Annotated in this window: 14 protein-coding genes; 7 read left to right on the top strand and 7 right to left on the bottom strand. The window is 70.6% G+C overall.

Features of this window, described 5'->3' with window-relative positions; all coding sequences use genetic code 11:
• Positions 1-38 precede the first annotated feature (38 nt).
• Positions 39-611, bottom strand: a complete 573-nt coding sequence (locus tag ACEYYH_RS01615; RefSeq protein ID WP_374976555.1) for a DNA-3-methyladenine glycosylase I — start codon at positions 609-611, stop codon at positions 39-41.
• Positions 612-747: 136 nt separating this feature from the next.
• Between ACEYYH_RS01615 and ACEYYH_RS01610 the strand changes: the two genes are divergently transcribed.
• On the top strand, positions 748-1155 hold the full coding sequence (locus ACEYYH_RS01610; protein WP_116194854.1) for a glucose-6-phosphate dehydrogenase: 408 nt from the start codon (positions 748-750) through the stop codon (positions 1153-1155).
• Between the two features lie 137 nt (positions 1156-1292).
• On the opposite strand, the gene ACEYYH_RS01605 is transcribed toward ACEYYH_RS01610, so the two are convergent.
• Positions 1293-3398, bottom strand: coding sequence for an acyl-CoA dehydrogenase (locus ACEYYH_RS01605; protein ID WP_374976554.1), 2106 nt, complete (start codon positions 3396-3398; stop codon positions 1293-1295).
• Between the two features lie 221 nt (positions 3399-3619).
• Here ACEYYH_RS01605 and ACEYYH_RS01600 point away from each other — a divergent pair, with 221 nt between their 5' ends.
• A complete protein-coding gene (locus ACEYYH_RS01600) occupies positions 3620-3976 on the top strand; it encodes a VOC family protein (RefSeq protein ID WP_374976553.1) in 357 nt (118 codons plus the stop codon).
• The gene (locus ACEYYH_RS01595) at positions 3973-4809 is read left to right on the top strand and encodes a glycoside hydrolase family 16 protein (RefSeq protein ID WP_374976552.1); all 837 of its coding nucleotides are present in this window, start codon (positions 3973-3975) and stop codon (positions 4807-4809) included. The genes ACEYYH_RS01600 and ACEYYH_RS01595 overlap by 4 nt, the downstream gene beginning before the upstream one ends.
• 18 nt (positions 4810-4827) lie before the next feature.
• Here the strand turns inward: ACEYYH_RS01595 and ACEYYH_RS01590 are convergent, their stop codons facing one another.
• Positions 4828-6525: a formate--tetrahydrofolate ligase gene (locus ACEYYH_RS01590; RefSeq protein ID WP_374976551.1), complete on the bottom strand. Its 1698-nt coding sequence runs from the start codon at positions 6523-6525 to the stop codon at positions 4828-4830.
• Positions 6526-6668: 143 nt separating this feature from the next.
• On the opposite strand from ACEYYH_RS01590, the gene ACEYYH_RS01585 reads away from it, so the two are divergent.
• Both ACEYYH_RS01585 and ACEYYH_RS01580 read left to right on the top strand, forming a co-directional pair.
• Positions 6669-8147, top strand: coding sequence for an APC family permease (locus tag ACEYYH_RS01585; RefSeq protein WP_374976550.1), 1479 nt, complete (start codon positions 6669-6671; stop codon positions 8145-8147).
• Positions 8144-9037: a universal stress protein gene (locus ACEYYH_RS01580; RefSeq protein WP_374976549.1), complete on the top strand. Its 894-nt coding sequence runs from the start codon at positions 8144-8146 to the stop codon at positions 9035-9037. The genes ACEYYH_RS01585 and ACEYYH_RS01580 overlap by 4 nt, the downstream gene beginning before the upstream one ends.
• A gap of 59 nt (positions 9038-9096) precedes the next feature.
• Here ACEYYH_RS01580 and ACEYYH_RS01575 read toward each other — a convergent pair whose 3' ends face one another.
• Both ACEYYH_RS01575 and ACEYYH_RS01570 read right to left on the bottom strand, forming a co-directional pair.
• Entirely contained in the window at positions 9097-10890 is a 1794-nt protein-coding gene (locus ACEYYH_RS01575; protein ID WP_374976548.1) for a glycoside hydrolase family 3 protein, read from the bottom strand.
• A complete protein-coding gene (locus ACEYYH_RS01570) occupies positions 10890-12194 on the bottom strand; it encodes an MFS transporter (protein ID WP_374976547.1) in 1305 nt (434 codons plus the stop codon). Before ACEYYH_RS01570 ends, ACEYYH_RS01575 begins: the two co-directional genes overlap by 1 nt.
• 118 nt (positions 12195-12312) lie before the next feature.
• Here ACEYYH_RS01570 and ACEYYH_RS01565 point away from each other — a divergent pair, with 118 nt between their 5' ends.
• Positions 12313-13626, top strand: coding sequence for a TetR/AcrR family transcriptional regulator (locus tag ACEYYH_RS01565; RefSeq protein ID WP_374976546.1), 1314 nt, complete (start codon positions 12313-12315; stop codon positions 13624-13626).
• Positions 13627-13630: 4 nt separating this feature from the next.
• Here ACEYYH_RS01565 and recQ read toward each other — a convergent pair whose 3' ends face one another.
• Both recQ and ACEYYH_RS01555 read right to left on the bottom strand, forming a co-directional pair.
• Positions 13631-15643: a DNA helicase RecQ gene (gene recQ / locus ACEYYH_RS01560; RefSeq protein WP_374976545.1), complete on the bottom strand. Its 2013-nt coding sequence runs from the start codon at positions 15641-15643 to the stop codon at positions 13631-13633.
• 115 nt (positions 15644-15758) lie between these two features.
• Positions 15759-16295, bottom strand: coding sequence for a DUF1697 domain-containing protein (locus tag ACEYYH_RS01555; RefSeq protein ID WP_374976544.1), 537 nt, complete (start codon positions 16293-16295; stop codon positions 15759-15761).
• Positions 16296-16447: 152 nt separating this feature from the next.
• On the opposite strand from ACEYYH_RS01555, the gene ACEYYH_RS01550 reads away from it, so the two are divergent.
• Positions 16448-17326, top strand: a complete 879-nt coding sequence (locus ACEYYH_RS01550; RefSeq protein WP_374976543.1) for an SDR family oxidoreductase — start codon at positions 16448-16450, stop codon at positions 17324-17326.
• Positions 17327-17410: the final 84 nt, after the last annotated feature.

Below are 17410 nucleotides of genomic sequence, written 5' to 3'. Positions count from 1 at the left end.
CATTCGAACGCATGGGGACTGCTCGTTGTTCCTCGCCCTCAGCCGACGCGCCAGCAGCCGTCGACGTGGTCGTCGACCATGCCGGCCGACTGCATGAGCGCGTACATCGTGGTCGGGCCGACGAACCGGAAGCCGCGCCCCCGGAGCGCCTTGCTCATCGCCTCGGCCTCGGCGGTGATCGCCGGCACCTCCGCGAACGTCGCCGGGCGTCGATGGGCGGCCGGGGCGAACGACCACATGAAGGCGTCCAGCTCGCCCGGCTCGAGCTCGAGGACCAGTCGCGCGTTGGAGATCGTGGCCTCGATCTTGGCGCGATTGCGGATGATCCCGGCATCCGTCATCAATCGTGCGACGTCGTCGTCGCCGAACGCCGCCACGGCCTCGGGATCGAACCCCGCGAACACCTCGCGGAACCGCGGCCGCTTGCGCAGGATCGTGATCCACGACAGCCCGGCCTGGAATCCCTCGAGGCTCATCTTCTCGAAGAGGGCGCGGTCGCCGTGCAGCGGCCACCCCCACTCCTCGTCGTGGTAGTGGGCGTACTCGGAGTCGTCGCCGACCCACGCGCAGCGCGCGCGGCCGTCGGCGCCGAGGCGGACGTCAAGGCTCACCCGCGCCAGCCTAGGGGGCGCCACCGACGTCGCCCGCGTTCAGCGCCCCGTCACCAGGCCGATTCCCGGATGACGCCTCCGTCGCTTACCTTGGAATGTCGGGCTCATCGCGCCCGCACAGCTGGGAGGCAGGACCATGAAGATCGTCGCGTCGGCGGATTGGCGGGACTCGGTCCCCTTCGAGAACCCCGTGCTCCTCGCGGACGTGGTCCCGGGCGAGCCGACGCGCTGCTTCACGTGCGGCCCCGACTCCGAGCTGCTGCCCCGCACCGAGCTCTGGGCGTACAAGCACCGGCACCCCAAGAATCACGACGGCTACGTGCGCTTCTACTGCGCGTACCACGTGCCCGCCGCGGCCATCGTCCCGCAGCCGGCGGCGGCCGCCTCGACGGCGCGCGCGAAGTCGTCTTCTCCTCGACCGGCCGCGCAACGCCGCGTCGCCAAGCCGGTCGTTCCCGAGCGCGTCCGCGCGATGTGCCCGAACTGCTTCATCGAGGTCTCGGCGACCGGCGAGTGCGGCAACTGCGGCTGGACCGCCTCCTGATCCCACGGCGACGGGACGCAGCATCCGTCATCACGAGCCTCCGGATTCTCGAGATCAGGGGATCTGGTGAGCACAGGATGATTCCGGCCGAATCGTCCTGCCTCCGCCAGATCTCCTGATCTCGGAGAGGCTCGTGCCTACTTCTTCTTGAGCGACTTCTCCGAGACAGGCGCGTTGCCCGACGCGGCGAGCACGCGGTAGTACTCGCGGGCCTCGTCCTGGCGCTCGCGCTCGGCACCCGACGCGATGGGCGCGCGCACATGCTCGGGCGCGAAGCCGTAGGCGTCGACGAGATCCTGCGCATGCGGACGCAGCCGCGCCGCGAGCCGGTCGATGTAACGGGAGACGGATGCTGCGCGCTGAGTCGAGAGCCGGCCGTTGATGATGTACCACGCAAGGTGCTTCTCGATGAGCTGCAGGCCGAAGAGATCGCGCAGCCACGTCAGCACCTGCTTCGTGCCCTCGTCGGAGACGCGGTTCACACCGTCGGTGAAGGCCTCCCACTGCAGGAGCTCGCCGTGCGCGCGTGCCGCTTCGATGAGTTCCGCCTGGTGGCTGTTGAACAGCGCCGCGGCCTCGGCAGGAGACAGCTTGGACGCCGGACGCAGCGCGGCCGCGACATCCGCCACCATCTGCTGCACGCGCCCGGCGAGCAGCTCGTGCTGCTGGTCGGTGCGCAGGCCCAGCTCGATCGAACGCGCGGTCGAGCCGAAGTCGGTGACCGTCTGCCCGAGCTGACGCAGACCCGCGCCGTGGAACACCTTGCCCGCGGTCTGGCCGACGGCGTAGCGGGCGAGGGCCGCAGCATCCTTCCCCTTGAACTGCTTGGCATAGTCCGACAGCAGGCGCTTGCCGACCAGCTGGAGGAGGACGTTGTTGTCTCCCTCGAAGGTGACGTAGACATCGAGGTCCTGGTGGAGGCCGACCATGCGGTTCTCCGCGAGGAAGCCCGAGCCGCCGCAGGCCTCGCGGGCCTCCTGGATCGTGCTCAGCGCGTTCCAGGTGCTGAGGGGCTTGAGCGCCGCGGCGAGGGTCTCGAGGTCTTCGCGCTCCTCGGGGGTGTCGGTGCGACCCGAGAAGACCCCGTCGAACTTCTTGAGCAGCTCGTCGTGGGCGAAGAACTGCGCATAGTTCTGGGCGAGGAGCGGCAGCAGGCGCCGCTGGTGCTTGCCGTAGTCGAGCAGCACGACCTCTTCGGTGCCGTGACCCGAGTCGAACTGGCGACGCTGGTTCGCATAGGTGAGCGCGATGTGGAGGGCGAGCGCCGTGCCGGTCGTCGCAGCACCGTCGAGCGAGACGCGGCCCTGCACCAGGGCGCCGAGCATCGTGAAGAAGCGGCGACCCGGCGTCGGGATGTCGGAGGTGTACGAGCCGTCGGCGGCGACCTGGCCGTAGCGGTCGAGGAGGTTGAACCGCGGCACTCGCACCTGGTCGAACGCGAGGCGGCCGTTGTCGATGCCGTTGAGGCCGCCCTTGACGCCGTCGTCCTCGCTGACGATGCCGGGGAGCATCGCTCCCTCGTCGTCGCGGATCGGCACGAAGAAGCAGTGCACGCCGTAGTTGACGCCGCCCGTGATGAGCTGTGCGAACACCGTCGCGGCCTTGCCGTGCAGCGCGGCGTTGCCGAGATAGTCCTTGTATGCGCCGCGGAACGGCGTGTGGATCACGAACTCCTCGGTGTCGGGGTCGTAGGTGGCCGTCGTGCCGATGGCCGCGACATCCGATCCGTGTCCGGTCTCGGTCATCGCGAACGCGCCCGGGAGGCTCAGGTCGATGACTCCGGGGAGCCATGCCTCGTGGTGCTTCTCCGTGCCGAGCTGGAAGATCGCGGAGCCGAACAGGCCCCACTGCACACCCGACTTGATCTGCAGGCTCGGGTCGGCGAGCACGAGCTCCTGGAACCCGGCGAGGTTGGCGCCGTTGTCGTTCAGCCCGCCGTACGCGTGCGGGAACGCCCGGCGCGAGCCGCCGTGCTCGACGAGCAGGTGCAGCTGCGTCAGCACGCGCTCGCGGTGCTCGGGCATGGACTGCCCCTCGACGCGCCAGAACGCGGGGTCCTTGATCATCTCGCGGGCCTCGCGGCGGGTCTCGCCCCATGTGCCGAGCAGCAGATCGGTGACCGCGGCGATGTCGATGCGGGGATCGGATGCCTCGGCCGCGGTGTGCGGAGCGGTCGGGGCTCCGCCGGCGGGCGTGTTCTTGTGGACGGCGGGCTTCTTGGTGCGGACGGCGGCGTCAGCCATGTGCATCACCTCTCGGTGCGACGGGGAAGGATCACGTTCCCTTCGACCGTAGGACTCCCACAACCTCCTCTCAAAGCATCTGGTGGATGTCCACAACGACGATGCGACACGGGTGACGGATGCGTTGTGCGAGACGCACAGGTCTCGCGCATCCGGAGGGTGCGCGGGGGCGGTTCCGGCAGCACCGCGCGAACGTCCGCGGCGAGGCCTAGGCTCAGGGCATGGCCCCTCCGACGGCGATCACGACCGCGTTCATCCCCGTGCACGATCCGCGCGCGAGTGCGCACTGGTACGCGGATGTCTTCGGTCTCGGCGTCGCCGAAGAGTCGGACTTCTCGAGCGTGCTGTCCGGGTCGCATGGCCAGGTGACGCTCATGGGACCGAAGAGCGGCATCCATGTCGTCCCCGGCCTGCCGTGGGCGACGTGCAACTTCCGCGTCGACGACCTCGAGCCGGTGCACGAGCTGCTGGCCAGGCTCGGAGCCCATCCGGGCGAGGTGCAGGGCGACCCCGACCGCTGCCTGTTCTTCACCGCCACCGACCCCGACGGGAACACCATCCTCGTCACCGACCGGTGACCGCAGACCCCATGGTCGACATGACCGACGACGCCGCGGCCCTCGACACGTCGCCGCTCGACCTCGACGGCCGCGAGCCCGACCTCGACGAGCGGTTCGGCGAAGGCGTGCTCGACGAGACGGTGTGGTGGCCGCATTACCTGCCGCACTGGTCGTCGCGCGAGCGCACCGCCGCCAAGTACTCGGTCGCGCCCGACGCGCTCGAGCTGTTCATCGACGCCGACACCGCGCCGTGGTCGCCTGAGTTCGACGGCGACAACCGTGTCTCGCACCTGCAGACCGGCCAGTTCTCCGGTGACCGGGGCAGCGAGATCGGACAGCACCGCTTCCGCGAGGGCCTCGTGGTGCGCGAAGAGCAGCCGGAGCGACTGCTTCACCTCCCGCGGTTCGGCGTGATCGAGGTGCGGATGGCGGCCGTGCGCCACCCCGACGCCATGGTCGCGTTCTGGCCGATCGGGTTCGAAGGCACTCCCGACGACAGCGGCGAGATCTGCATCGCCGAGATCTTCGGCAGCGAGCTGGACGACGAAGGCGGCTGGGTCGGCGTCGGCGTCAAGCGCCAGCACGACCCGCGCCTGCGCGACGACTTCGAGAAGATCCGGGTCGAGGGCGATCTCACCGAGATGCACGACTACGCCGTCGAATGGACGCCCGACGCGGTGCGGTTCTTCATCGACCATCGCTGGGTCAAGACCGTGCACCAGACGATCGACTACCCCGTCCAGCTCATGCTCGACCTCTACGAGCTGCCGCGCACCGACGGCACGCGCGACCTCGCGGCGCTCCCCCACACGCTCCGCGTCGAGCGCGTGCGCACGTTCCCGCCGCTCTGATCCCCGAACGCCCCGTCCTCAGAACAGCCCGACGATGCGCCCCTCGTCGTCCACGTCGATGCTGTTGGCCGCGGGCACAGCCGGCAGCCCCGGCATCGTCATGATGTCGCCGCAGATCATCACGACGAACCGCGCTCCGGCGGCGAGACGCACCTCGCGGACGTCGACGACGTGCCCGGTCGGCGCGCCGCGCAGCTTCGGGTCGGTCGAGAACGAGTACTGCGTCTTCGCGACACACACCGGGTACCCGCCGTAGCCCTCGTCCTGCAGACGCTTGATCTGCGCACGGACGGCGGTCGACGCGGTGATCTCGGACGCCCCGTAGATGCGCGTCGCGATCGCGCTCATCTTGCGCCACAGCGTCGCGTCATCGGGGTAGGTGAAGTGCAGAGCGGATGCTGCGTCCCCCTGCTCCGCCGCGCGCCCGTCGCAGATCCGCACAACCTCGCGTGCCAGCTCCTCCGCCCCGGCGCCGCCCTCGGCGAAGTGCTTCGCGACCACGGCCGTGACCCCGACGGACTCCGCGGCCGCGACGAGCGCCGCGGTCTCGGCATCCGTGTCCTCCGCACGATGGTTGATCGCGACGACCGTCGGGATCCCCCAGGTCTCGCGCAGGGTCGTGAGGTGCCGGATGAGGTTGGACGTGCCGCGATGGAGCGCCGCGACGTTCTCGTGCGGAAGGTCGGCGACGTCGGCCCCGCCGTGGTACTTCATCGCCCGCACGGTCGCGACCACCACCGCGACGTCAGGGCGGAGGCCGGTGGTACGGCAGAGGATGTCGACGAATTTCTCGGCGCCGAGGTCGGCGCCGAAGCCGGCCTCGGTCACGACGTAGTCGGCCAGGCGCAGCGCGGAGTCGGTCGCGAGGTACGAGTTGCAGCCGTGCGCGATGTTCGCGAACGGGCCGCCGTGCACGAACGCCGGCGTGTGCTCGAGGGTCTGCACGAGGTTCGGGGCGAGCGCGTCGCGCAGGATCGCGGCCATCGCGCCGTGCGCCTCGAGATCGCGGGCCCGGATCGGTGTGCGGTCACGCCGGTAGGCGACGACGATCTCGCCCAGGCGCTCCTTGAGGTCGGCGAGGTCGGTCGCGAGGCAGAAGATCGCCATGACCTCGCTCGCCACCACGATGTCGAAGCCGTCCTCGCGGGGGTAGCCGTTCGACGGGCCGCCGAGGCCGATCACCGCGTCGCGCAGCGCGCGGTCGTTCACGTCGAGCACGCGACGCCAGGTCACGCGCCGCATGTCGATGCCGAGGGCGTTGCCGTGGTGCACGTGGTTGTCGATGAGCGCCGCGAGCAGGTTCGTCGCGATCGCGATCGCCGAGAAGTCGCCGGTGAAGTGGAGGTTGATGTCCTCCATGGGCACGACCTGCGCGTAGCCGCCGCCTGCGGCGCCGCCCTTCATGCCGAACACCGGCCCCAGCGCCGGCTCGCGCAGGCAGATCATCGCCTTCTCGCCGAGGCGGGTCAGCGCGTCGCCGAGGCCGACGGTGGTGGTCGTCTTGCCCTCGCCGGCCGGGGTCGGCGAGACCGCCGTCATGAGCACGAGCCGGCCGCGCGGCCTGTCGCGGAGCGTGCGCAGGTGCCGCAGCGACACCTTCGCCTTGTACCGGCCGTACGGCTCGAGCTCCTCGTCCGGGATGCCGAGGCCCTCGGCGATCCGCGTGATCGGCCAGAGTTCGGCCTGCTGTGCGATCTCGATGTTGCTCGTGGCCACGCCGTTCTCCCCTGTCGCGGGCCTCGTCGCCCGCCTCCGTCAGCCTATGCGTCGCAGCGGGGGCCTGTACCGGCTGCGCCTCTCGCACCAGACTGGGGGCACCCCGGGTGCCGTGGCCCGGGCCACCCCGTGGGGAGTCCGACATGGCCGCACTCGGCGAGCAGCTCTTTCGACGCAAGCCCATCGTCATCCAGCTGAAGCACCACAAGGGCGAGGAGCTCGCCCGGAACATCGGGACCTTCCAGCTCATGATGTTCGGCGTCGGCGCGACCGTCGGCACCGGGATCTTCTTCGTCCTGAGCGAGTCGATCCCCGAGGCGGGGCCGGCCGTGATCATCTCGTTCATCGTCGCCGCGATCTGCGCCGGGCTCTCGGCGCTCTGCTACGCGGAGCTCGCCTCGGCGATCCCGGTGAGCGGCTCGACGTACTCGTACACGTACCACGCGCTGGGCGAGATCTGGGCGGTGATCATCGCCGGCTGCGTGCTGCTCGAGTACGGCGTCGCCGTCTCGGCGGTCGCGGTCGGGTGGAGCGGCTACTTCAACGAGCTGCTCGAGAACACCCTTGGTTTCCGGCTGCCGGATGCCCTGTCGGTGTCGTTCATCCCGGGATCGGACGGCGCGGCGACCGGTGGCATCATCAACCTGCCCGCCGTGGTGCTCGTCGGCCTGTGCTGTCTGCTCCTCATCCGCGGCGTCGCCGAGTCGGCCACGGTCAACACGATCATGGTGCTCATCAAGCTGGGCGTGCTGGCGCTATTCATCGTCCTCGGCTTCACCGCGTTCAACGCCGACCACTTCGAGGACTTCTTCGCGTTCGGCGCGGCCGGCATCAGCGCCGCCGCAGCGACGATCTTCTTCTCGTTCATCGGCCTCGACGCCGTCGCGACGGCCGGAGAGGAGGTGCGCAACCCGCAGAAGGCGCTCCCCCGCGCGATCATCGGCGCCCTCATCATCGTCTCGACGGTCTACATCCTGGTCGCGATCGCGGGGCTGGCCGCCGAACCGGTCGAGTTCTTCTCGACCGAGGAGGCCGGCCAGGCCGGCCTCGCGCAGATCCTCGAGAACATCACGGGCAACCCGATCTGGGGCACGATCCTCGCGGCCGGGGCGGTCGTCTCCATCTTCTCGGTGACGCTGGTGACGCTGTACGGCCAGACCCGCATCCTGTTCTCCATCTCGCGCGACGGGCTCGTGCCGCGCAGGTTCCTCAAGGTCAACGCCAAGACGATGACGCCGATCTACAACACGATCGTCGTCTCGGCGATCGTCGCGGTCATCGCCGGCTTCGTGCCGTCGGACTACCTGTGGGACACCGTCTCGATCGGCACGCTGGTGGCGTTCAGCGTCGTCGCGCTCGCGGTCATGGTGCTGCGGCGCACGAAGCCCGACCTCGAGCGGCCCTTCCGCGTGCCGCTCTACCCGGTGGTGCCGATCCTCACGATCGCCGCGTGCGTCTACATCCTGTCAGGGCTCGCCGCCGTCACGTGGGTGATCTTCGGCTCCTGGATCGCGATCGTGCTGCTCTACTACTGGTTCTATGGCCGCCGGCACGCGACCCTCAACGACTACACCTCGCCGGAGCAGATCGCGGAGCCGATCCATCCCGAGGAGGAGACGTGACGTACCTGGTGGGCTACGGACCGCGCAATGACGATCGCAGCGCGATCGAGCTCGCCGTCCAGTTCGCCCGGTCCCACCCCGAGCCGATCGTCGCGGTGTCGGTCGTCCCGCAGGGGTGGGGCACCCCGCTCGCCGGCGGCGTCGACCGCGAGTACGAGGAGTGGGCCGCGAGCGAGGGTCGGCTGAGCGCGGAGCTCGCCCTGTCGGACTTCGCCCATCACCCCGGCATCTCCGCCGAGGCGGTGTGGGTCGCGGGCAGATCGGCGCCGGCGGCGCTGATCGAGCAGGCCGTGGCGCGAGACGCGCGGATGATCGTGGTGGGGTCGGCCGAAGAGGCCGAGCCCGGGCGGGTCCGCCTCACCTCCAAGACCGACCGGCTCGTCCATTCCTCGCCCCTGCCGGTGGCCATCGCCCCGCGCAGCTACCGCACGACGAGCCCGGTCACGCGGGTGACCGTCGGCTTCCGGGACGACGACGCCAGCTGGTCGCTGCTGAACCGCGTGTCGGAGTTCAGCCGGATCGCGTCGGCGCGGATGCGCCTGGTCACGTTCCTCGTGAACCCGTCGCGCCGCCCCGTCACCACCGACATCAGCCACGCGCAGACCCAGGTGATCGAGCTATGGGCCGTGCAGGCCGCCGCCGCGCAACGCGAGGCGGCGGCGCACCTGAAGACACTCGGATTCTCGGACGACGAGCTCGAGTACGGCATCGCCGCCGCCGGCGACTGGGGCACCGCGGTGTCGTCGGTCGGCTGGACCGAGGGCGACATCATGGTCGTCGGGTCGTCGTCGACGCACCGCCTCGCCCAGGTGTTCCTCGGCTCCAGCGCATCGAAGATCCTCCGCAACGCACCGGTGCCCGTCGTCGTCGTGCCGGGCTCCGCGGTGTAGGGACGGACGACGGATGCTGCGCCGCGAGGTCGCGGCGCAGCATCCGTCGTCCTCGCGGGTCAGAGCGAGAGACCGTGACCGAAGCGGAACAGCGGGTCGGCGGTGTCGAAGGGCACGTCGGGGCGCGAGGCCTCGACCGCGGCCATCGAGCTCGGCACGTCGAACGGCAGCTTGCCGGTCGCCGGAGATCCGCCGGTCAGCACGTCGAGGAGCGCCTCGGCGTTCGCGCCCCAGTTCGCCGTGACCGCAGCCGCGGCCTCGACGATCGGGCCGAGGATCGCGGGACGATCGAGGAACACGTCCACCACCGTCGGCACCGCCGCCGACACCTCGCGCACGTGGGCGACGACCTCCTCGGGGAAGTCGAGAGAGCCCGCGTGGAAGAAGTTCTCGAACATCGACCCGCGCTGCTCGTACGGTGCCTGGAGGCGGAGGATCGCCGCATCCGCCTCTTCCGGCGTGTCGACGACCTCGCCGAACTGCGCGGCCGCTTCAGGCGCGATGCCCTCGACGTAGAGCTTCGCGCGGCGGCGCAGCGGCAGGGCGCCGTCATTCGACAGCACCGCGATCGAGGCGCGCTGCGCGGCCTCGCCCGCGGCGCGGAACTCGGCCGAGCCGACGATCGCGTCGGCAGCCTCGACGTCGACGAACGGGTTCTCGAACAGGCCGAGCTCGAACTTCTCGCGCAGCAGGCGGCGGGCCGAGACGTCGAGGCGCTCCTCGCTGACGCGGCCGTCGCGGACGAGGCCGACGAGCAGCGACGGGTCGTGCTCGCCGCCGAACTGGTCGGCGCCGGCGTCGAGGATCTTCACCATGCGCTCGGCGGGGGTCAGGTGCTCGACGCCCCACGCGCGGGCGGCGAAGTCCGTGCCCATGATCGGCTGATCGGTGACGAGGCCCCAGTCCGTGCAGACGATCCCGTCGAAGCCGAAGCGCTCGCGCAGCAGGCCCGTGAGCACGCCCTTGTTGAAGCCGAAGCCGACCTCCTCGTACTCGGTGCCGACGGGCATGCCGTAGTACGGCATGATCTGGCGTCCGCCCGCGGCGAAGATCTCCGCGAAAGGCTTGAGGTGCAGCTCGAACTGGCCGCCCGGGTAGACCTGCTCGCGGCCGTAGTCGAAGTGCGGGTCCTCGCCGTCCTTCTGCGGGCCGCCGCCCGGGAAGTGCTTGGTCATCGTGCTCACCGAGCCGGGGCCGAAGGCCTCGCCCTGGAAGCCGCGCACGTACGCAGCACCCAGCTCGCCCGCGAGGTCGGCGTCCTCGCCGAACGTCTGCAGCTGGCGCGCCCAGCGCGACTCGGTCGCGAGGTCGACCTGCGGGTGGAGGGCCACGCGGATGCCGACGGCCGTGTACTCCTGGCGCGCGATGTCGCCGAAGTGCTGGACCAGCTCGGCGTCACGCGTCGCCGCGAGGCCGAGGGGCTCGGGCCACTGCGAGAACGGGCCGGCGAACATCGCGGCGCCCGGGTTGTCGCTGAACGAGTGGCGCGGATCGGTCGAGATCGACACCGGGATGCCCAGGCGAGTGGACGCTGCGAGCTCCTGCAGCTTGTTGTGCCAGGCCGCGATGTGGCTGGCCCGGGGTGCGACGCCGAGCAGGTTGAAGTGGTTCATGTGGCGGCCGACCACGTACTCGCGGTTGGACGGGATGCCGAAGGCGGAGTCGCCCTCGGAGAGCTCGCCGCCCTCACCCATCACGATCATCGTCTGGAAGAAGAGACCGGCCTTCTCCTCCACCGTCATCTCGGCGAGGAGCAGCCCGACACGCTCGTCGACGGGCAGGCTCGCGTCGAGCCAGGGTCGGCTTTCGGGCGCGGCGGGGGTCGCAGCATCCGTCGTCAGAATGTCGGTCATCACTTCACTCCCTTGATGCGGTAGACGAGCACGGCGCCGGCGAGGGCCACGAGCGCGCCGAAGAGGTAGTACACGGTGTAGCCGCCGAGGGCCGTCGTGGCGCCGAACGCGATGATGCCCGGGGCGATCGCGGGGGCGATCGACTGCGGCAGGGCGTTGGCGATGTTGAGCACGCCGAGGTCCTTGGCGGTGTCTTCGGGGTTGGGCAGCACCTCGGTCGCCAGCGCCAGGTCGACGGAGAAGAACGAGCCCGCGCCGAAGCCGATGATCGCCTGCGCCACGATGAGCGTGGTCACGTCGGGGGCGAACGCGAGCAGGACGAGGCCGCCCACCATGACGATGCCGGCGATCGCGACGAACGGGCGACGCTTGCCGATCTTGTCGGAGAGGATGCCGCCGATCGGCGACGAGATCATCATCGCGGCCATCGACGCGACGTTGGCGAGCAGGATCGTCTGGATCGCGGTCTGCTCGTCCAGCTGGAACTTCTCGGTGAGGTAGAAGGGCAGGAAGGTGGCGATGCCGGCGTAGCCGAACATCACCAGGAACTTCGTCAGCCACGTCCAGCCGAAATCGGGATGCTTGACCGGGTTGAAGACGAACGAACCGAAGAACTGGCCGATCGTGAACTTCTGCGCGGGCTTCTCGTCGAGGCGACGGTCCTTGAGGACGAGAACGAACAGGACCGTGAGCACCGTCGCGATCGCCGCGGGCACCACGAACCGAGCGAAGTCGTCGGAGAGGAACGTCACGAGGAACGAGCCGCCGAGGATGCCGAGCGGCGTGGTGATGCCGATGACGCCCGACACCTTGCCGCGGCTGGCCAGCGGCACCTGATCGGGCAGGGTCGCGTTGGCCGCGGCGAGCACGGCGTTCATCGCCGCCTGCACGATGCACCACGCGACGAGGACGACCCAGACCGAGTCCGCGATGCCGATGAGGGCGAAGCCGCCGAGGCCGACGAGCGTGCCGCCGAGCACCCAGGGACGACGCATGCCGAAGCGGGACGTCGTGCGGTCGGAGAGACGGCCGGCGAGCGGGTTGGCGATGAGCGCGAAGAAGGCACCCACGCCGAGGACGAGGCCGAGGTTCGCGGTCGCCTGCTCTGTCGTCGGCGAGATGTGCTGGATCTTGAAGGCCATCGACACCATGACCGGCGTCAAGAGCGCCAGGTAGACGCCGAAGTTCACCGCGGCGAGGCCGGGGGTGTAGCCGCGGGGAGTCTTCCCGGGCGTCGTGCCCGGGGCCTTGAAGCCGGTCGTACCGGCGGCCGCAGCCGTTGCGGCGGGCGACATCTCTGTCATCGGAGTCCTTTCTCGGGAGCGACGCGTGTCGGCTCCGACGCGCGTCAGGCACGAGCGTACCTGAAACCAGACCGTTTGGTAACTGAAATTCGACCGCATGGTAATCGGTGAGGATAGGATGGGCGCACGACGAGCGCAGGGAGGCGGTGACGACGTGGCGGCGATCACCGTACCCGGAGCCGTGCGCACCGCCCGCGCCGAGCAGACCCGCACCGCGATCGTCGCGGCCGCGCACGACGCCTTCGTCACCCGCGGCTACCGCGCCACGTCGCTTCGCGACATCGCGGCCGCGGCCGGCATCAGCCACCCCGGTCTGCTCCGGCATTTCGCCACGAAAGACGCGGTGCTCGCCGCCGTCGTCGACCTGTTCGAGCGCGACAACGAGACCGAGATGCTCGAGCGCATGGCCGCGGAAGACCCCGGCACTCTCGCGTACAGCGAGCTCGCCCGCCGCAACGCGACCGTGCCCGGCTACCTCGAGCTCTTCGCGGCGCTCACGGGCGAGGCATCCACTCCCCGCCATCCCGCGCACGAGATCATGCGCGACCGGTACGCACGCCTGAGGGCGCTGTCGATCGACGCCATCGACGAGGCGATCACGCAGGACATCGTCGCCGCCGACCGCGACCCCGCCGGCGAGGCTGTGCGCATCGCCGCCGCCTGGGACGGGCTGCAGCTGCTCGCGCAGTACCTTCCTGAGCGTGTCGACATCGCCGAGATCCTCGAGACCTACGAGGAGTCGCTTGCGCAGCCCGTCGGCTGGCGCGACCCCGGCGATCCCCCACCGGCGTCGACGGCAGCGCCGGTGCCGCCGATGCCCTCCTTCACCGGCACGGATGCTGCGCCCCCCGGCTACCGCGTGGGCCGCGAGCGCCGCGCGCTCATCGTCGATGGAGCCACGGCGCTTTTCGCCGAGGACGGGTACGGCGACACCAGCCTGCGCGACATCGCCGAACGCGTCGGCGTCTCGAAGTCGACGCTGCTGCACTACTTCGGCTCGAAGGAGGAGCTGCTGAGCGCGGTGCTGAGCCACCGCGACCAGCTGATCGAGTCGCGCGCGGACTATGTGCCCGCCGACCGCGCGGCCGACGAGCTGCGGGGCCTGCCGCGCGGCGCGACGGTCAACGCAGCCACGGCCCCCGGCCTGATCGAGGTGTACGCCGTGCTGTCGTGCGAGGCGGTGCCCGCCGACCACCCCGCGCACCCGTACTTCGAGGAGCGCTTCCGCGGCGTGGTGGACCATTTCGCTGCGCTGTTCCGCGCCGCCCAGGAGGACGGCGATCTCCCTTCCCACCGAGATCCGGAGTTCGAGGCGCTGTGGCTCACCGCCCTGTGGGACGGCCTGCAGTACCAGTGGCTCTACGACCGGTCCTCGGTGGATGTCGCGGCCCAGCTGACCGCGCACCTCGACGACGTGCTGCCGCGGTCCTGACGGGTCAGGCGGCGGCGACCACGGCGAGCACGGCCTCGCCGTAGGCCTCGCGCTTCTTGGCGCCGATGCCCGAGACGCCGTCGAGGTCGGCGAGGCTCGCGGGGCGACGCTCGGCGAGCGCACGCAGCGTGGCGTCGCCGAAGACGATGTAGGCGGGCACACCGAGCTCCTTCGCGACGCCGGCGCGCCACGCGCGCAGCGCCTCGAAGAGGCCCGCATTGGCCGGGTCGAGCGTCTCGGGAGCGGTGCTCTTGCGCACGCGCGCGACGCCGCCGGAGCGGCCCATCACGTCGCGGCGCAGCGGCACCGGCGTCTCGCCGCGCAGCACGCCGCCGGCGGATTCGCCGAGTGCGAGCGTGCCGTACTCGCCGCGGGCGACGAGGATGCCGCGGGCCAGCAGCTGGCGGATGACACTGCGCCAGTCCTGGTCGCTGAGGTCGGCGCCGAGCCCGTAGGTCGAGAGCTGGTCGTGTCCTTGCTGGCGGATGCGGTCGGTCGAGGCGCCGCGGAGGATGTCGACGAGGTGGCCGGCGCCGAACGCCTGGCCGCGCTCCCGCTGCAGGCGCACGATCGTCGAGAGGAGCTTCTGCGCGGGGACGAGTCCGTCCCATGTGTCGGGCGCCTCGAGGCAGGTGTCACAGTTGCCGCACGGGGCGGACGCTTCGCCGAAGTAGGCGAGCAGGTTCTGGCGGCGGCATCCGACCGTCTCGCAGAGACCCAGCATCGCGTCGAGGTGCTGGCCGAGCCGGGTCTTGAAGGCGCGGTCGCCGGGCGATTGGTCGATCATGCGACGCTGCTGCACGACATCGCCGAGGCCGTAGGCCATCCAGGCGACGGATGCCTCGCCGTCGCGGCCCGCGCGGCCGGTCTCCTGGTAGTACCCCTCGACCGACTTCGGCAGGTCGATGTGCGCGACGAACCGCACGTCGGGCTTGTCGATGCCCATGCCGAAGGCGATCGTCGCGACCATCACGACGCCGTCCTCGCGGAGGAACCGGGACTGGTTCGCGGCGCGCGTCTCGGCGGGAAGGCCCGCGTGATACGGCAGGGCGTCGACGCCCTGGGCGGACAGGAACTCCGCCGTCTGCTCCACGGACTTGCGGCTCAGCGCATAGACGATGCCTGCCGCGCCGGACCCCTGCGAGCGGATGAACGCGACGAGCTGGCGCCGCGGGTCGGACTTGGCCTCGATGCGGTACTGGATGTTGGGCCGGTCGAAGCTCGACACGAAGTGGCGCGCTTGCGGCAGCTGCAGCCGCTCGGTCATCTCTCGATGCGTCGCCGGCGTCGCCGTCGCGGTGAGCGCGAGGCGCGGCACACCGGGGAAACGCTCGGCGAGGGCCCCCAGCGCGAGATAGTCGGGCCGGAAGTCGTGGCCCCACTGCGACACGCAGTGCGCCTCGTCGATCGCGATGACGCTGAGCTGTCCGCGCGCGAGGAACCGCAGCGTCGCCTCGGTGTTGAGCCGCTCGGGGGCGACGTAGAGAAGGTCGAGCTCGCCCGCGAGGTACGCCCGCTCGACGGCCGCGCGCTCGGGTGGCGCCTGGGTCGAGTTGAGGTACGCGGCGCGCACGCCGTTGGCGACGAGTGCGTCGACCTGGTCGTGCATGAGGGCGATGAGCGGGCTCACGACGAGCCCCGTGCCGGGGCGTGCAAGCGCCGGAACCTGGTAGCAGACGCTCTTGCCGCCGCCGGTGGGCATCAGCACGACGGCGTCGCCGCCGGCGATGACATGGTCGACGATCGCGCCCTGCTCACCGCGGAACGCGTCGTAGCCGTACACCTCGCGCAACACGGTGGCCGCGTCGGCGCCCGTGAAGTCGCGACGCGGGCCTGCCCCCGCGAACGGGTCGATCGACGTCGAGCCGCCCGCCAGCGGATCGGGTGGCGGCATCCACCCGTCCTCCGGCGGAGCCCACGAGTCGTCAGGCGGGGGCGCGCTGTACTCATCGGCCGGCGGCGCCCAGGCGGGCTCCCACGCGAGGTCGGCGTACGGGTCGCCCTGGGGGATTGTCACCCGTCCCAGGGTAGCCGCGGCATCCGACGCGCTCCCCCGCGAGCCCGCCCCGGTGCACAACCCGCGCCGAATCCAATTCCGCGGGTCGTGGGGAGGAGACTCCCGGGCATCCTCGTCAGCACCACTTGTCGGCGAGGGTCGCGATGACGTTGAGGTTGCGGTTGGTCGCGACGCCGAGCAGCTTCGCGGCGCCGAGCGGATCGACGTCGCCGGCCTGGTACCCCGGCCCGAGCAGGGCGTGCGCCGCGCGTCCGCTGACGACCATCCCCCCGGCATCCGTCGCCAGCTCCGTGATGCGCGCCACGGTCTCCTTCGGCAGTTCGTCCTTGAGCAGATAGACGTAGTGGCGTTCGAGCCCGGGGTGCTCCGCGCTCAAGGCCGCCGCGTCAGCCGCGATCGCCTTCAGCTCGGCGGTCGTGAACACCATCGTCGGCACGTCGAACCCGCGGTCGGCGGCGAACGCGTCCTCGAGCGCCTTCTCGATCTTCGCCCGCGAGCGCATCGGCGTCGTGAACCGCACGTTGCCGGTGTTGATGTGCGTCTCGACGTCGGTGAACCCGAGATCCTCGACCACCCGCACGATGTCGGCCTTCGGGAACTTCCGGTTCGCTCCGAGGTTGATCGCCCGCAGGAACGCCACATAGGTCGGCATGCCGCCATCATCCCGGATGCCTCCTCTCACCGCATGCGGTAGCGTCGCCGTCATGCAATGCCTGTGACCCGTCTCCGTCACCACCCCGTCCGCCCTCATTTCCGCGGACGGTGAAACAGATGCTGCAACCCAGCGTCCTCGAAAGGCACCGCATGTTCTCCTCCCCGTCGTCCCTGCCGCTCGCCGGCAAGACCGCCCTCGTCACCGGCGTCTCGCGCCGGCGCGGCATCGGCTTCGCCGTCGCCACCCAGTTCGCGCGCCTCGGCGCCGACGTCTTCGTCCACCACTACCGCCCGCACGACACCCGCCTGCCGTGGGGCGGCGACGACCTCGACGCCGTGCGCGAAGCCCTGCGCGCGGAGCTCGCGCCGGGCGCGCGGCTCGGCGATGTCAGCGCGGACCTGCGGGACGCAGCATCCGTCCCCCGCGTCATCGAGGCCGCGCGCGCGTTGACCGGGCGGCTCGACATCCTGGTGTGCAACCATGCGCAGTCGGGCGACGACGGGTCGATCCTCGATATGACCGCCGATCGGCTCGACGCGCACTGGCAGACGAACGCGCGCTCGACGCTGCTGCTGACGCGGGAGTTCGCGGCGCTGCACGCGGGCGCTCTCGACCCCGGGGCGCGCCCCGGCGAGCGCGTCGAGCGGCCGGCTCAATTCGCCGAGCCGATTGGGCGCGTGTTCTGGATGACGTCGGGCCAGATCCACGGCGCGATGCGCGGCGAGGTCGCTTACGCGGCGAGCAAGGCGGCGCTCGCAGGCGTCACGAAGACCGTGGCGGCCGAGCTGCTCGATCTCGGCATCATCCTCAACACGATCGACCCGGGTCCGGTCAACACCGGCTATCTCGACCCCGAGACGACCGACCGGCCGCTCGACGAGATCCAGGCGTGGATGCGGTCGACGCCCTTCGGCCGCTACGGCGAGCCCGCCGATCCCGCACGGCTCATCGGCTGGCTCGCGACGCCCGACGGCGCCTGGGTGGTGGGCCAGGTGCTGTCGACCGACGGCGGACTCGGACTCGGCTGAGCGGCGGCCGAGGCCCCGAGGCCCTTTCCCAGATCAGGAGATCTGGCGAGCACAGGACGATTCGCCGCCGATCGTCCTGCCTGC

Source organism: Microbacterium trichothecenolyticum, assembly GCF_041938625.1.
Classification (GTDB): Bacteria; Actinomycetota; Actinomycetes; order Actinomycetales; family Microbacteriaceae; genus Microbacterium; species Microbacterium trichothecenolyticum_D.
The sequence above is the reverse complement of the archived record's forward strand: the minus strand, read 5'-3'. Positions and strand labels throughout refer to the sequence as shown.

Excerpts from the sequence above, each read along its gene's own strand:
- ACEYYH_RS01610 (WP_116194854.1), top strand. The coding sequence starts at position 748 with ATGAAGATCGTCGCGTCGGCGGATTGGCGGGACTCGGTCCCCTTCGAG.
- ACEYYH_RS01605 (WP_374976554.1), bottom strand. The coding sequence starts at position 3,398 with ATGGCTGACGCCGCCGTCCGCACCAAGAAGCCCGCCGTCCACAAGAAC.
- ACEYYH_RS01600 (WP_374976553.1), top strand. The coding sequence starts at position 3,620 with ATGGCCCCTCCGACGGCGATCACGACCGCGTTCATCCCCGTGCACGAT.
- ACEYYH_RS01585 (WP_374976550.1), top strand. The coding sequence starts at position 6,669 with ATGGCCGCACTCGGCGAGCAGCTCTTTCGACGCAAGCCCATCGTCATC.
- ACEYYH_RS01575 (WP_374976548.1), bottom strand. The coding sequence starts at position 10,890 with ATGACCGACATTCTGACGACGGATGCTGCGACCCCCGCCGCGCCCGAA.
- ACEYYH_RS01570 (WP_374976547.1), bottom strand. The coding sequence starts at position 12,194 with ATGACAGAGATGTCGCCCGCCGCAACGGCTGCGGCCGCCGGTACGACC.
- ACEYYH_RS01565 (WP_374976546.1), top strand. The coding sequence starts at position 12,313 with ATGGGCGCACGACGAGCGCAGGGAGGCGGTGACGACGTGGCGGCGATC.
- ACEYYH_RS01555 (WP_374976544.1), bottom strand. The coding sequence starts at position 16,295 with ATGCCGACCTATGTGGCGTTCCTGCGGGCGATCAACCTCGGAGCGAAC.
- ACEYYH_RS01550 (WP_374976543.1), top strand. The coding sequence starts at position 16,448 with ATGTTCTCCTCCCCGTCGTCCCTGCCGCTCGCCGGCAAGACCGCCCTC.